The organism is Streptomyces sp. 3214.6, from assembly GCF_900129855.1.
GTDB classification, from domain to species: Bacteria; Actinomycetota; Actinomycetes; order Streptomycetales; family Streptomycetaceae; genus Streptomyces; species Streptomyces soliscabiei.
In genome coordinates this window covers 697,204-710,209 of the sequence record NZ_LT670819.1, presented here as the reverse complement: position 1 = coordinate 710,209, position 13,006 = coordinate 697,204, and the positions used below count along the sequence as shown (strand labels likewise).

12 protein-coding genes are annotated in these 13,006 nt (G+C 71.8%); 5 read left to right on the top strand and 7 right to left on the bottom strand.

Annotated elements, in window-relative coordinates; all coding sequences use genetic code 11:
• Positions 1-59: 59 nt before the first annotated feature.
• The 3 genes from B5557_RS03085 to B5557_RS03075 are packed head-to-tail and all read right to left on the bottom strand — an operon-like array spanning position 60 to position 3,555.
• Positions 60-413 (bottom strand): UBP-type zinc finger domain-containing protein, encoded by a 354-nt coding sequence (locus B5557_RS03085; RefSeq protein WP_079657643.1) that lies wholly within the window; start codon positions 411-413, stop codon positions 60-62.
• Positions 410-1,882: an ATP-binding protein gene (locus B5557_RS03080; RefSeq protein WP_079657642.1), complete on the bottom strand. Its 1,473-nt coding sequence runs from the start codon at positions 1,880-1,882 to the stop codon at positions 410-412. The genes B5557_RS03085 and B5557_RS03080 overlap by 4 nt, the downstream gene beginning before the upstream one ends.
• Complete coding sequence (locus B5557_RS03075) at positions 1,879-3,555, bottom strand: FAD-dependent oxidoreductase (RefSeq protein WP_079657641.1); 1,677 nt, start codon at positions 3,553-3,555, stop codon at positions 1,879-1,881. The genes B5557_RS03080 and B5557_RS03075 overlap by 4 nt, the downstream gene beginning before the upstream one ends.
• 266 nt (positions 3,556-3,821) lie before the next feature.
• On the opposite strand from B5557_RS03075, the gene B5557_RS03070 reads away from it, so the two are divergent.
• Positions 3,822-4,694, top strand: coding sequence for a universal stress protein (locus tag B5557_RS03070; protein ID WP_079657640.1), 873 nt, complete (start codon positions 3,822-3,824; stop codon positions 4,692-4,694).
• Between the two features lie 23 nt (positions 4,695-4,717).
• Here B5557_RS03070 and B5557_RS03065 read toward each other — a convergent pair whose 3' ends face one another.
• The 3 genes from B5557_RS03065 to B5557_RS03055 form a co-directional block, all read right to left on the bottom strand.
• Positions 4,718-5,953, bottom strand: a complete 1,236-nt coding sequence (locus tag B5557_RS03065; protein ID WP_079657639.1) for a DUF4032 domain-containing protein — start codon at positions 5,951-5,953, stop codon at positions 4,718-4,720.
• A gap of 9 nt (positions 5,954-5,962) precedes the next feature.
• A complete protein-coding gene (locus B5557_RS03060) occupies positions 5,963-6,712 on the bottom strand; it encodes an MBL fold metallo-hydrolase (RefSeq protein WP_079657638.1) in 750 nt (249 codons plus the stop codon).
• Positions 6,713-7,058: 346 nt separating this feature from the next.
• Positions 7,059-7,688: an alpha-ketoglutarate-dependent dioxygenase AlkB gene (locus B5557_RS03055; protein WP_079657637.1), complete on the bottom strand. Its 630-nt coding sequence runs from the start codon at positions 7,686-7,688 to the stop codon at positions 7,059-7,061.
• Between the two features lie 135 nt (positions 7,689-7,823).
• Here B5557_RS03055 and B5557_RS03050 point away from each other — a divergent pair, with 135 nt between their 5' ends.
• Positions 7,824-8,459 (top strand): TetR/AcrR family transcriptional regulator, encoded by a 636-nt coding sequence (locus B5557_RS03050; RefSeq protein WP_079657636.1) that lies wholly within the window; start codon positions 7,824-7,826, stop codon positions 8,457-8,459.
• A 28-nt stretch (positions 8,460-8,487) separates the two neighbouring features.
• On the top strand, positions 8,488-10,161 hold the full coding sequence (locus tag B5557_RS03045) for an FAD-binding dehydrogenase (protein ID WP_079657635.1): 1,674 nt from the start codon (positions 8,488-8,490) through the stop codon (positions 10,159-10,161).
• A gap of 4 nt (positions 10,162-10,165) precedes the next feature.
• On the opposite strand, the gene B5557_RS03040 is transcribed toward B5557_RS03045, so the two are convergent.
• The gene (locus B5557_RS03040) at positions 10,166-10,525 is read right to left on the bottom strand and encodes a DUF488 domain-containing protein (protein ID WP_079657634.1); all 360 of its coding nucleotides are present in this window, start codon (positions 10,523-10,525) and stop codon (positions 10,166-10,168) included.
• Positions 10,526-10,770: 245 nt separating this feature from the next.
• On the opposite strand from B5557_RS03040, the gene B5557_RS03035 reads away from it, so the two are divergent.
• Both B5557_RS03035 and B5557_RS03030 read left to right on the top strand, forming a co-directional pair.
• The gene (locus tag B5557_RS03035) at positions 10,771-12,192 is read left to right on the top strand and encodes a M1 family metallopeptidase (protein WP_079657633.1); all 1,422 of its coding nucleotides are present in this window, start codon (positions 10,771-10,773) and stop codon (positions 12,190-12,192) included.
• 59 nt (positions 12,193-12,251) lie between these two features.
• Positions 12,252-12,986, top strand: a complete 735-nt coding sequence (locus B5557_RS03030; RefSeq protein WP_079657632.1) for a L,D-transpeptidase family protein — start codon at positions 12,252-12,254, stop codon at positions 12,984-12,986.
• The last annotated feature ends 20 nt before the right edge of the window (positions 12,987-13,006 follow it).

The window sequence follows — 13,006 nt, the reverse complement described above, 5'->3', positions numbered from 1 at the left end:
CTGGCACGCGGCACCGACACACGGTCTGCGACCAGGAACGGAACCCCGCCCGGAAGGCGTCAACGGTGCAGCGACCGTGCCCAGTCCGCCGGTACGCGCCCCGCCGGGCCCGGCGCGGGCTGGTCCGCCGGGTGGCTGGCCGGCGGGGCCAGCTCGGGTCCCGACTCGTACAGCTCGTCCGTGGAGTAGTCCCAGAACCACTCCTCGCCCGGCTCAAAGCTGCGGACGATCGGATGCCCGCTCGCCTTGTAGTGGGCGGTGGCGTGCTGGGCCGGCGAGGAGTCGCAGCAGCCGATGTGGCCGCAGGTCGCGCAGCGCCGCAGATGGAACCACCAGCCGCCCGCCGCGTCGCAGTCGACGCACCCGGCGCCGCTGGGCGGGACGCTCGGGTCGATGGCGTCTACGTCGGTCATACGGGCTCCTCCGCGGTCTCGGGGTCCTCGGCGTTCTCGGGGTCGGGGGCGGTCAGCGGCAGCAGCACCTGGAAACGGGTGTCGCCCGGCGCAGACTCGACATGGAGGCTGCCGTGATGCTTGTTGACGACGATCCGCCAGGAGATGTCCAGTCCGAGACCGGTGCCCTCGCCCACCGGCTTGGTGGTGAAGAAGGGGTCGAAGATACGGCTGCGGATGTCCGGCGGAACACCGGGGCCGGTGTCGCGGAACTCCACCAGCACCCGGTCGCCCTCCCGCGCGGTGCGCACGGTCAGCGTGCCGTCCCCGCCGACGCTGTTGACGGCGAACACCGCGTTGTCGACGAGGTTCGTCCACACCTGGTTGAGCTCCGCCGGGTAGGCGGGAATCTCCGGGAGCGTCCGGTCGTACTCCTTGACGACCTCGATGCCCCCGATCTTGCCCGACAGCATCAGCAGGGTGCTGTCGAGGAGTTCGTGGACGTCGACGGTCCGATAGGGCGCGCGGTCCAGCTGCGAGTACTGCTTGGCCGCGTCGACGAGGTGCGAGATACGGGTGGTGGAGTCCTCGATCTCGCCCATCAACAGCTCGGTCTCGACGGTGTAGTTGAGCCAGCCCACTGCGTTGGGCAGGATCTCCGCGTCCACGGCCGCCGCGACCTGCTCCAGCCAGTCGACGTCGAGCCCGGCCTGCACGAAGGTCGGCGCGTACTGCCAGCCGTAGTCCATGCCGTGGTCCTCGAGCCACTCGGTGAGCGCGTCCTCACGGTCCGAGGCCTCCAGCGGAGTCAGCGCCGGCGCCTTGGCGACCCGCTCGGCGGTGCGCTCCTGGACCTCGATCAGGCTTGCCAGCGCGTCCCGGGAGAAGGGCCCCTCGGCGATCAGGCCGAGCTTGTGGCGCATCTTCGCCACCCGCTCCCGCAGCGTCGCCGTGGCCCGTACGGCCGCCGCGGCCGGGTTGTTGAGCTCGTGCGTGAGCCCCGCCGACAACGAGCCCAGGGCCAGCAGCCGTTCCCGCTGGCCGATGGCCCGCTGCGTGTTCTTCGAGCCGAAGAACAACCCCTCCAGCAGGTGGGCCGCCATCGGGAACCACTCCTGCATGACGTCCGAGAACGACTGCGCCGGCAGCACGAAGAACCGGGTCGGCTCGGTCACCCGCATCGAGTTGTTGTAGACCTGCGGCACCCGGTCCCCCAGGTACGCCTGCATGGCCCCGGAGTACACCCCGCGCTGGGAGGTGCGGCTGACCTCGATGTCGTCCCCGCCGACCCGCCGGTACAGCACGACCGTGCCCTCGATCATCACGTAGAAGCAGGTCGCCGGATCGCCCTCGGTGTACACGGGCCCGGGCTCGAACTTCTCCACCCGGCCCTCGCTGCACAGCCGTCCGAGCTGCTCGGGGGAGAGCTTCTCGAACAGGAACAGCGAGCTGATCTCGGCCGGGCTGCACGGCATCAGCTGCCCGCTCACGACTGCTCCAGATACCGGTGGACGAGCATCACGGCCATGGCTCCCTCTCCTACGGCGGACGCGACGCGCTTGGCGGACTCGGCGCGTGCGTCGCCCGCCACGAACACGCCGGGAATGTTGGTCTCCAGGTGGTACGGCGGCCGGTCCAGCTCCCAGTCGGCGGGCGGCCGCCCGTCCGGTGTGAGGTCGGGGCCGGCCAGGATGAACCCGCGCTCGTCGCGCAGCACCGTGCCGTCCAGCCAGTCGGTCAGCGGGGCGGCGCCGATGAACACGAACATCCACTGCGCGTCGACGAGTTCGCTCCGGCCGGTCGTCATGTCCCGCAGCGTCAGCTGCTCCAGGTGACCTTCCCCGTGCGCGCTCTCGACGACCGTGCGGGGGCGCACGCCGATGTTGGGCGCCTCCTCGATCTGCTGGATCAGGTAGTGCGACATGGACGCCGCGAGGGACTCCCCGCGCACCAGCAGCGTGACGGACTTCGCGCCCCGCGCCAGGTACATCGCCGCCTGCCCGGCCGAGTTGGCGCCGCCCACGATGTACACGTCGTGCCCCTGGCAGGAGGCCGCCTCCGTGAGCGCCGAGCCGTAGAACACCCCGCAGCCGGTCAGGTCGTCGCAGCCCGGCGCCGCCAACTGCCGGTAGGAGACGCCCGTGGCGAGGATGACGCTGTGCGCGGCCACCGCCGAGCCGTCCGAGAAGCGGACCACCCGCGCGGACCCGTTGACCTCCAGCCCCGTCACCTCACGCGCGGTGAGGATCTCGGCGCCGAACTTCGTCGCCTGTCGCCGCGCCCGGTCGGTGAGCTGCCCTCCGGACACGCCGTCGGGGAAGCCCAGGTAGTTCTCGATCCGCGAGCTCTGGCCGGCCTGGCCGCCCGTCGCCGACCGCTCCACCAGCACCGTCCGAAGGCCCTCGGAGGCCCCGTAGACAGCCGCGCCGAGCCCGGCCGGGCCGCCGCCGATCACCACCAGGTCGTAGAAGTCGGCCGTCGGCGTCGTCGCCAGCCCCACCTGGGCGGCCAGCTCGGGGGCGTCCGGCTCGACGAGCGGCGTGCCCTGCGCGGTGACCACCAGCGGCAGCCGCTGCCCGTCGACCCCGGCCGCGGCCAGCAGCCGCTGCCCCTCGGGCTCGTCGGCGGAGTACCAGCGGTACGGCACCTGGTTGCGTGCGAGGAACTCCCGCACCTCCGAGGAGCGCGCCGACCAGCGGTGTCCGACCACCTTCGTGGCCGGCACGGGCCGGTGGTCGCTGGACCGCCAGGCGTCCAGCAGGTCGTCCAGGACGGGGTAGAGCTTCTCCTCCGGCGGGTCCCAGGGCTTGAGCAGATAGTGGTCGAGGTCGACGACGTTGATCGCGTCGATCGCCGCACTCGTGTCCGCGTACGCGGTCAGCAGCACGCGCCGGGCGCCCGGGTACACGTCCAGGGCCTGTTCGAGGAACTCGATGCCGTTCATCTGCGGCATCCGGTAGTCGGCCAGGATGACGGCCACCAGATCACCGCGCAGCTTCAGCTCGCGCAACGCCTCCAGCGCGGACTCCCCGGACTCCGCGCGCACGATCCGGTACGAGGCGCCGTAGCGGCGCCGCAGGTCACGGGCGACGGCACGGGACACCCCGGGATCGTCGTCCACGGTCAGGATGACGGTCCGCGCTGCATCGGCGGCCTGTGCCATACGTCTCCCACCCCGAGAGCGGTCGGTCCTTGCGACGGCACGGCGAAGCCCGAGCCGGCTCCGCCCATCGTATGTTCGATCGCCCCGGTTCGCTCCGGGATATCTGCACCGGTGCGCTCCCGGCACAGCGCAGGGCGCTCGCGATGAAGGCGGCTGCCGCTCTCCCGGCAGGTCGGCTCACGAACGCGTCTCCCGTTCCGCGCCCATGACGATCGACGTGGTGAAGACTGGCGGCGAACGATCTGATCAAACAGGGAGGCAGCGCGATGACGGGCCCGATCACGGCAGGGGTCGACGGGACGGACGAGAGCCTCGCGGCGCTCGCGTGGGCGGCCAGGGAGGCCGTCCGGCGCGATCTGGCGCTGCGGGTGGTGCACGCCTGGCGGTTCCAGTCGAACGCGGCCGCCGAGGTGGCGGACCGCGACGCCCAGGAGCGCTGGGTGCGGGACGCGGCCGAGCAGGCGGTCGCGACCGTCCTCGAGCGCCACCCGGGACTGACCGTCACCACCGACGTCCTGGAGGGCGGCCCGGTCGGGACGCTGGTCGCCGCCGCGGCGCAGGCGCAGTCGCTGGTACTGGGCTCGCGCGGGCACGGACCGCTCGTCGGGTTCCTGCTGGGCTCGGTCGGTCAGCAGGTGATCGCCGAGGCCGCGTGCCCGGTGGTGCTGGTGCGGGCCGGCGACCGGCCGTCGTCCGAGGTGGCCGGTCATGAGATCGTCGTCGGCCAGCACGGTGAGCCCGAGGACAGCGCCCCCGCCCTGCGCTTCGCGTTCGAGACGGCGGCGGCGCGGGGAGCGAGCGTGCGCGCCGTGCGGGCCTGGACGCTGCCGCCGGTGTTCGCCTACAGCCCCGGCTCGCTCAAACTGCTCGACGACGCCGGCGGCATGGAGCAGTACGAGCAGAAGGCACTCGCCGAGGCCGTGAAGCCGTGGCGGGAGCGGTTCCCCGACGTGCATGTGGTGGAGCAAGTGGAGATGGGCAGCGCGGGGCAGGTGCTGCTGTCGGTGGCGGGGCGGGCGCAGCTGATGGTGGTCGGCCGCCGCGCCCACCGCACGGCCGTGGGCGCCCGGATCGGCTCCGTCGCGCACGGCGTCCTGCACCACGCCGACTGCCCGGTGGCCGTCGTGCCCCATACCTGAGGCACACCGCCACCCGCCGCGTCTCACTCCGGAAGGGTCGGCTCCAGGGTCTCCCGTGCCGTGGGCAGGATGTTCTTGATGTAGTCCTCGACGACGGTGTCGAGCCCGATGTCGTGCTGCGCGCGCTCCGACAGATACCAGCGGTGTTCGAGGAGCTCGTGGTAGATCTCCGCCGCGTCCATGGAGCCGCGCAGTTCGAGGGGCACCGCGCGCACGGTGGGCCGGAACACGTCCCGCACCCACCGGTGGGCCAGCACCTCGGGGCGGGCAGCGAGGGGGTCGCCCGGGGCGTAGTCGTCCTGGGTGGCCATCCAGCTCTCCAGGTCGCTCAGCAGCCGCCGGGCCTGGTTCTCCTCGGTGTCCAGGCCGGTCAGCCGCAGCAGCTGGCGCTGGTGGTGGCCGGCGTCGACGACCTTCGGCACGAAGGTGACCGTGTCGCCGTTGGAGGAGTGCTCGATCTGCATCTCGGCGACGTCGAAGCCGAGCTCGTTGAGCCGGCGGATCCGGCGCTCGATGTAGTGGTACTTGCCCGCCGGGTACACCGAGGTGCGGGTCAGCTCCTCCCACAGCGCTCCGTAGCGGGCGCAGATCTCCATGCCGAAGTCGATCGGGTCCACCGACGGGTGCAGCGCCCCGGACGCCTCCAGGTCGAGCAGCTCGCCGCTGATGTTGACGCGCGCGAGATCGAGGTCGTAGTCCCGCTGCCCGGTGCTGAGCCGCGGGTGCAGGTCGCCGGTCTCGGCGTCCACGAGGTAGGCGGCGTAGGCGCCCGCGTCCCGCCGGAACAGCGTGTTGGACAGCGAGCAGTCGCCCCACGCGAACCCGGCCAGGTGCAACCGCACCAGGAGCACGGCGAGGGCGTCCATCAGCCGGTGCATGGTCGCCGGGCGCATGGTCGTCTCGAACATCGAGCGGTACGGCATCGAACCGCCCAGATGCCGGGTGACCAGTACCGACTCCAGCGGCCCGCCGTCGTCCGCGGTGCGGCCGGTGACCACCGCGAGCGGGTCGACGGCGGGGATTCCGATCCGGTCCAGGTCCCGCAGCAGCTCGTACTCGCGCAGGGCCGGGCGCTCGGCGAGTTCCTTGACGGCGATCACCTCGTCGCCGGCCCGGGCGTAGCGCACCACGTGGCGGGAGATGCCGCGCGGCAGCGGGACGAGGACCTCCTCGGGCCACTCCTCCAGGGGAAGGTGCCAGGGCAGCTCCAGCAGGAGTGCCGGATGCTCCGGGTTGGTGGCGCTGATCTGCAAAGCCATGGCCTGACCTTAGACGGCGCGTTCGCGGGCCTGCTGCGCCGCCGCCTTCATGGTCCCCTGGTGCAGCGGTCCGTGTCCGGGCAGCAGCAGATCGCCCGCCAGCCCTTCGATGACCTCCAGCGACGCGACGGCTCGGGCGCGCTCGTGGTGGAACATGTCCGGCAGCAGCTGCGGCCCCCGTAGCCGCGACGTCGGATGGGCGCTGACCAGCGCGTCGCCGGAGACGACGACGCCGGCGTCCGGGAGGTGGAAGACGGTGTGGCCGTCGGTGTGGCCGGGGGTGTGCACCGGCACGGGTCGGCCGGGCAGGTCGAGCGGCCCGGCGGCGGCCGGGAACGCCTCGGGCGCGGTGACCGGGTGCTGTTCGGTGCCGCCGGAGCGCAGCGCGTGCACCATCCACGGCAGGACGCCGGGACGCCAGGCGTTCCTCAGCACCTCGCCGACGGTCACCTGCTGGAGGAAGTCCCGGCGGGCGTGCGGCACTTCGGCCTCGTGCAGATACACCGGGGTGCCGTAGGCCGCGCGCAGGTGCTCGGCGGAGCCCAGGTGGTCGTTGTGGGCGTGGGTGATCAGCACGGCCGTGACCGCCTCCGGCGAAGCGCCCACCGAGGCGAGGGAGTCCAGGACCAGCTCGCGGTCGCCGGGGTAGCCGGTGTCGATCAGGGTGACGGCGTCCCCTTCGGTGAGGATCACCCAGTTGGTGTTGCTGCCGTGCACCAGGTAGGTGCCGTTCGCCACTTGCCGTACGTCTGCCCGCATGGCCGTCCCGTGTCCTGGAGAGGGGTGCTCGACGGGGACAGCAAAGCAGATCACGGGGTGGATGCGGACGGCGGGGGTTCCACGCATGCCGGACAGGAACCGTGTCACCCGCCTCCAGCGCACCCCGGTGTGCTCATCGGGCCGTCAGCCGTTCACCGTCACGGCAAGAGGCAGACCGCCGGGCGCCTTCAGCGCGCCGGGCCGCAAGGAGTGGGCCAGGAGCGGGGCGGCGAGCGCGAGCAGCACCCAAGTCGACGAGCACGGAGGCCGCCGGCGCGGGTGCCAGGTCGACGCCCTCCTGATACATACCCCCGAGGGTATGTAAACGGGTGCCGTCGGCTCCGTTTCACCGCACTCCGTGCGGCCGGAACTGGATGCTGATGCGCGGTCCGGCGGCCCGGGCGGACTTGGGGATGCAGTGCTCCCAGGTCCGCTGGCAGGAGCCGCCCATCAAGATCAGGTCGCCGTGCCCCAACGGGCGCCGTACCGTCTCGCCCCCGCGCACCGGGCGCAGCAGCAGATCGCGCGGCGAGCCCACGGAGAGGATCGCGACCATCGTGTCTTGGCGGGCGCCCCGGCCGATGCGGTCGCCGTGCCAGGCGACGCTGTCCCGGCCGTCGCGGTAGTGACACAGCCCGGCGGTGACGAACGGCTCGCCCAACTCGTCGGCGTAGTGCGCGGACAGCGCCCGCCGGGCCTCCTCCAGCACCGGGTGCGGCAGCGTCTGCTCCGCCGCGTAGAACGCCAGCAGGCGTGGTACGGCGACGTCGTTGTCGTACATCTTCCGGCGCTCCGCGTGCCACGGAACCTCGGCCGCCAGGTGTTCGAACAGCACGTCCGAGCCGGTGAGCCAGCCCGGCAGGACGTCGATCCAGGCGCCCGCGCCGAGTACGGTCCGGCGGATCCCGTCGAGGGGGCCGAGGCGCAGTTCGTCGGTCTGGTCGAAGAGAGAGCCCTGAAGGTGGTGCGCGGTCATGCCTCCAGCGTACGCCTGAATCGAAAATATGTTCGCTGTTGCGACTCTGCCCGGCATGCCCGGGGTCCCCGCCTGCCACCCCTTTCGATACATGGATGTATCCGATACATTCGCGTATCGAACGGAGGTCCGAACATGGCCGTGCGGCAGACGCACCAGTCGACGGGGCGGGTCACCCGACGCAGGGTCCGCACGCGGGCCAACCTGCTCGAAGCCGCGTTCGCCGTGTTCGCGGGCAAGGGCTTCGGACGGGTCTCCATCGAGGAGGTCTGCGAGGCCGCCGGGTACAGCAGAGGCGCCTTCTACTCCAACTTCGACAGCCTGGACGAGCTGTTCTTCGCGCTCTACCGGGAGCGCGCCGACCTGATCGCCGAGCAGGTCGCCGACGCCCTCGCCGGGGACGGCCCCGACCTCGACGTGCAGGCCTCCGTGGACCGCGTCACCGAGGTCCTCCTCCTCGACCGGGACTGGCTGCTGGTGAAGACGGACTTCCTGGTGCACGCCGCCCGTGACCCGGCCGTCGCGCAGTCCCTCCTCGAACACCGGGCCAGGCTGCGCCGCGCGATCACCGACCGGCTGGAGCGGGCACGCGGTCACACCGCCCTGCCCGCCGTCCTCGGCGACGCCGACTCCGCCGCCCACGCGGTGATCGCCGCCTACGACGGGGTCACCGTCCAACTCCTGCTGGACAAGGACGCCGACGGCGCCCGCGCCTGGCTCAAGCAACTGCTCACCGCGCTGCTGACCGATGGCAGCGGACACCACGCATAGCACCTCAGGCAGAAAGGCAACGGTCGCCATGGACGCGGACGTCATCGTCGTCGGAGCGGGTCTCGCGGGCCTGGTCGCGGCACACGAACTCACCAGCAGGGGCCGGCGGGTCGCCCTCGTCGACCAGGAGAACGCCGCCAACCTCGGCGGCCAGGCGTTCTGGTCCTTCGGCGGACTGTTCCTCGTGGACTCCCCGGAGCAGCGCCGGCTCGGCATCAAGGACTCCTTCGACCTCGCCTGGAACGACTGGCAGGGCAGCGCGCAGTTCGACCGGACCGAGGACGAGGACTCCTGGGCGGTGCGCTGGGCCCGCGCCTACGTCGAGTTCGCGGCGGGGGAGAAGCGCACCTGGCTCGCCGGACACGGGATCTCCTTCGTGCCGACCGTCGGCTGGGCCGAACGCGGTGACCTGCGCGCCGACGGACACGGCAACTCCGTACCCCGCTTCCACGTCGCCTGGGGGACGGGCACCGGCGTTGTCGAGCCGTTCGCGCGCCACGCCAAGCAGGCCGCCAGGGACGGGCTGCTGACCTTCTACCACCGCCACCAGGTGGACGAACTGGTCATCGAGGACGGTGCCGCCCGAGGGGTGCGCGGCACGGTCCTCGCCGCCGACGACGGCGCACGCGGCGTCGCCTCCAACCGCGACCGCATCGGCGACTTCGAACTGAGCGCCCAGGCCGTGGTCGTCACCAGCGGCGGCATCGGCGCCAACCACGACATCGTGCGGCGGTACTGGCCCGAGCGGCTCGGTACCCCGCCCGCCGAGATGGTCACCGGCGTCCCCGCCTACGTCGACGGGCGCATGCTCGACATCAGCGCGCAGGCCGGCGTCCGGTTGGTCAACCGCGACCGCATGTGGCACTACACCGAGGGCATCCAGAACTGGGACCCCATCTGGCCCGGCCACGGCATCCGCATCCTGCCCGGACCGTCCTCCCTCTGGTTCGACGCCCTCGGCCGCCGGCTCCCCGACCCGTGCCTGCCGGGCTACGACACCCTCAACACGCTCAAGCACCTGCGCACCACGCCGGACATCGCCGACCACGACCACTCCTGGTTCGTCCTCACGCGCAAAATCGTCGAGAAGGAGTTCGCGCTGTCGGGCTCCGAGCAGAACCCGGACATCACCGCCAAGGACCGCAAGGCCGTCCTGCGCGACCGGCTCCTCGGCAAGGGCGCCCCCGCCCCGGTGCAGGCGTTCCTGGACAAGGGCGCGGACTTCGTCATCGCCGACACCCTCGACCAGCTCGTCGAGAAGATGAACGGGCTGACCGGGAAGGCGCTGCTCGACGCGGACGGCCTGCGCCGCCAGATCGAGGCCCGCGACCTCCAGATCGCCAACCCGTACAGCAAGGACGCCCAGGTCCAGGGCATCCGCAACGCCCGCCGCTACATCGGCGACCGGCTCGGCCGCGTGGCGACCCCGCACCGCGTCCTCGACCCGGAGGCCGGCCCGCTGATCGCCGTCAAGCTGCACGTCCTGACCCGCAAGACCCTCGGCGGCATCCAGACCGACCTCGACTCGCGTGCGCTGGGCGCCGACGGGCAGCCGGTCGAGGGACTGTACGCGGCGGGCGAGGTCGCCGGCTTCGGCGGCGGCGGCGTCCACGGCTACAACGCCCTCGAAGGCACCTTCCTCGGCGGCTGCCTCTTCTCCGGGCGGGCGGCGGGACGGGCCGCGGCGCGGCAGACCGGCTGACCCGTCAGCGCGGGTCCGCCTTCAGCAGACGGAGCAGCACCGCCGTGTGGCTGTGCGCCGACGCCTTCCCGGCCGTCACCAATGTCACCGGCCCCTTGGCGGCCAACTCCCGGACATGATCCAGGAGTTCGGCCGCCTCCGGGGCGGCGAGCTCCGCCTCGTAGCGTTCCGCGAACTCCTCGAAGGACCCCTCGTCCGCGTGGTACCAGCGGCGCAGCTCGGTGGACGGGGTGAGGCCCTTGGGCCACTCGTCGACATGGGCCGCGTCCTTGGACACCCCGCGCGGCCACAGCCGGTCGACCAGGACCCGCACGCCGTCGTCGGACTCGGGCGGATCGTAGATGCGACGTACACGGACACTCATGGGCGGGCCGTCCTCGGGTTCGGCGGATGGATATCGAGCGTAGGCTCGAGACGGCCGCCGGCGCCGCTCGGCTTGACCTGAATGAGGAGGAAAGCCGGGTGCCCAGTAATCCCTATGGCCTGTCCGGCGGATCATGCCGCAGACGCGGGGATCGATCAGGCGCCGCTGCTTTCCTGCGACTTGACCGCCGGACAGGCCCTAGTCTGGGAACGCTTGATCACACGCCACCCCCCCCAGGAGCGCACGTGACACATTCCCGCAGACGGACGACGAGCCCCCTCCTGCGCCGTGAAGCCGTCGCCGCGACCGTGCCCGTCGCCGTGGCGGCGCTGCTCATCGCGGCCGGACCCGCCACCGCGGCCGGCCCGACGGGCACATCCGGAGTCGGCGACCCCTATTTCCCGCTTGCCGGCAACGGCGGCTACCACGTGGCCCACTACGACCTGACCCTGCGTTACGACCCGGGCAGCCGCCACCTAGACGGCAAGGCGGTCCTCACCGCCCGTGCCACCCAGCGGCTGACCCGCTTCGACCTCGACTTCCAGGGGCTGAAGGTCACCGCCCTGACCGTCGACCACGTCAAGGCCGACTACCGGCGCGACGGCCAGGAACTCGTCGTCACCCCCAAGCGCGCCCTGCGCAAGGGCGAGCAGTTCCGCGTCACCGTCGCCTACAGCGGCACACCGGGCCCCGTCACCGACCCCGACGGCTCCCTCGACGGCTGGATCCCCACCGACGACGGGGCCTTCGTCGCCGGCGAACCACAGGGCGCCATGACCTGGTTCCCGGCCAACAACCACCCCCTCGACAAGTCCTCCTACGACTTCACGATCACCGTCCCCAAGGACCGCGCCGCCGTCGCCAACGGCGTCCTTCTCGGACAGCGCACCACCCACGGCAGGACCACGTTCCGCTGGCGCCAGACGGAACCCATGGCCGCCTACCTGGCCACCGCCACCGTAGGCAAGTTCCAGGTCAAGCAGTACACGACCCGCACCGGCCTCAAGGTCTACGACGCCGTCGACCCGCGTGAGGCCACGGCCGCCACGCCCGTCCTGAACAAGCTGCCCTCCGTACTGGAGTGGGAGAGCTCGCTGTTCGGGCCCTACCCGTTCCGCGCCGCCGGCTCGATCGTCGACCACGCCCCGAACGTCGGCTACGCCCTGGAGACCCAGTCACGGCCCGTGTACGACCGCGCGCCCTCACTGAGCACCCTCGTCCACGAGAGCGCCCACCAGTGGTTCGGCGACTCCGTCTCCCTCACCTCCTGGAAGGACATCTGGCTCAACGAGGGCTTCGCGACCTACGCCGAGTGGCTCTACGCCGAACAGCACGGCGGCGACAGCGCACAGAAGTCCTTCGACGCCCTGTACGCCAGCCCCGCGACCGACGGTCTGTGGGAGTTCCCGCCCGGCGACCCCGGCAGCGGCGCGAACATCTTCGGCACGCCCGTCTACGCCCGCGGCGCCATGACCCTGCACGTCCTGCGCACCGCCGTCGGCGACCGCGCCTTCTTCCGCATCCTGCGCGGCTGGGCGGCCGCACACCGCTACGGCCACGGCACCACCGCCCAGTTCGAACAGCTCGCGGAACGGAAGTCCGGGAAGGACCTCGGCCCGCTGTTCCAGACCTGGCTGTACGGTCGAGGCAAGCCCAGCAAGCCGTAGCGCCCCAACGGGGCCCCGAACCTGACAAGTTCCACACACCTGTGGGCCACGATCGACCCATGTTCACGCACCGATCCCGTGCCGCACTGCTCGCCGCGTCCCTCCTGCTCACCGGATGCGGCGGCGCGGCGACCGCACCCAAGCACGGGCGCACCGCCACTGTCACGGCGGCGCCGGGACCGCCCGCGAACTCCGTCAAAACGGCGCCGCAGCGGATACCCGGCCTCGGAACCAGGACATGGGCCGCCGTGCCGGCCGACGCGGACCAGGTGGTCGTGGTGACCGGCCGGGGCATCGACTCCCCGGCCGCCACGGTCGTCCTGTACCGGCGCACCGCGGCCGGCTGGCGGGCCGGGGACAGCTGGCCCGCGCACAACGCGCTGCGCGGCTGGAGCGACCACCACATGGGCGGCGACCTGCGCTCACCCATCGGCGTCTACGGACTCACCGACGCCGGCGGACTGCTGGGCGACCCCGGCACGAAGCTGCCCTACTACCACGGCAGCGGCTTCCACTCGCCCGGCACGGGATTCGAGGGCGAGTCGCTTGAGGGCTCCTTCGACTACGTCATCGCGATCAACTACAACCGCGAGCCCGGCACGTCACCCCTGGACTGGACCCGCCCCCTCGGCGCCGGGCGCGGCGGCGGCATCTGGCTGCACGTCGACCACGGCGGCCCCACCCACGGCTGCGTGAGCATCGCGGAACAGCATATGAAGGAGCTGCTGCGCGCCCTCGACCCTGCCCTGCACCCCGTGGTCGTCATGGGCGACCAGGCCTCCCTGGCCCGCTGAGGAAGAGTCAGGGAGCGGGG

Excerpts from the sequence above, each read along its gene's own strand:
- B5557_RS03085 (WP_079657643.1), bottom strand. The coding sequence starts at position 413 with ATGACCGACGTAGACGCCATCGACCCGAGCGTCCCGCCCAGCGGCGCC.
- B5557_RS03075 (WP_079657641.1), bottom strand. The coding sequence starts at position 3,555 with ATGGCACAGGCCGCCGATGCAGCGCGGACCGTCATCCTGACCGTGGAC.
- B5557_RS03070 (WP_079657640.1), top strand. The coding sequence starts at position 3,822 with ATGACGGGCCCGATCACGGCAGGGGTCGACGGGACGGACGAGAGCCTC.
- B5557_RS03065 (WP_079657639.1), bottom strand. The coding sequence starts at position 5,953 with ATGGCTTTGCAGATCAGCGCCACCAACCCGGAGCATCCGGCACTCCTG.
- B5557_RS03060 (WP_079657638.1), bottom strand. The coding sequence starts at position 6,712 with ATGCGGGCAGACGTACGGCAAGTGGCGAACGGCACCTACCTGGTGCAC.
- B5557_RS03055 (WP_079657637.1), bottom strand. The coding sequence starts at position 7,688 with ATGACCGCGCACCACCTTCAGGGCTCTCTCTTCGACCAGACCGACGAA.
- B5557_RS03050 (WP_079657636.1), top strand. The coding sequence starts at position 7,824 with ATGGCCGTGCGGCAGACGCACCAGTCGACGGGGCGGGTCACCCGACGC.
- B5557_RS03045 (WP_079657635.1), top strand. The coding sequence starts at position 8,488 with ATGGACGCGGACGTCATCGTCGTCGGAGCGGGTCTCGCGGGCCTGGTC.
- B5557_RS03040 (WP_079657634.1), bottom strand. The coding sequence starts at position 10,525 with ATGAGTGTCCGTGTACGTCGCATCTACGATCCGCCCGAGTCCGACGAC.
- B5557_RS03030 (WP_079657632.1), top strand. The coding sequence starts at position 12,252 with ATGTTCACGCACCGATCCCGTGCCGCACTGCTCGCCGCGTCCCTCCTG.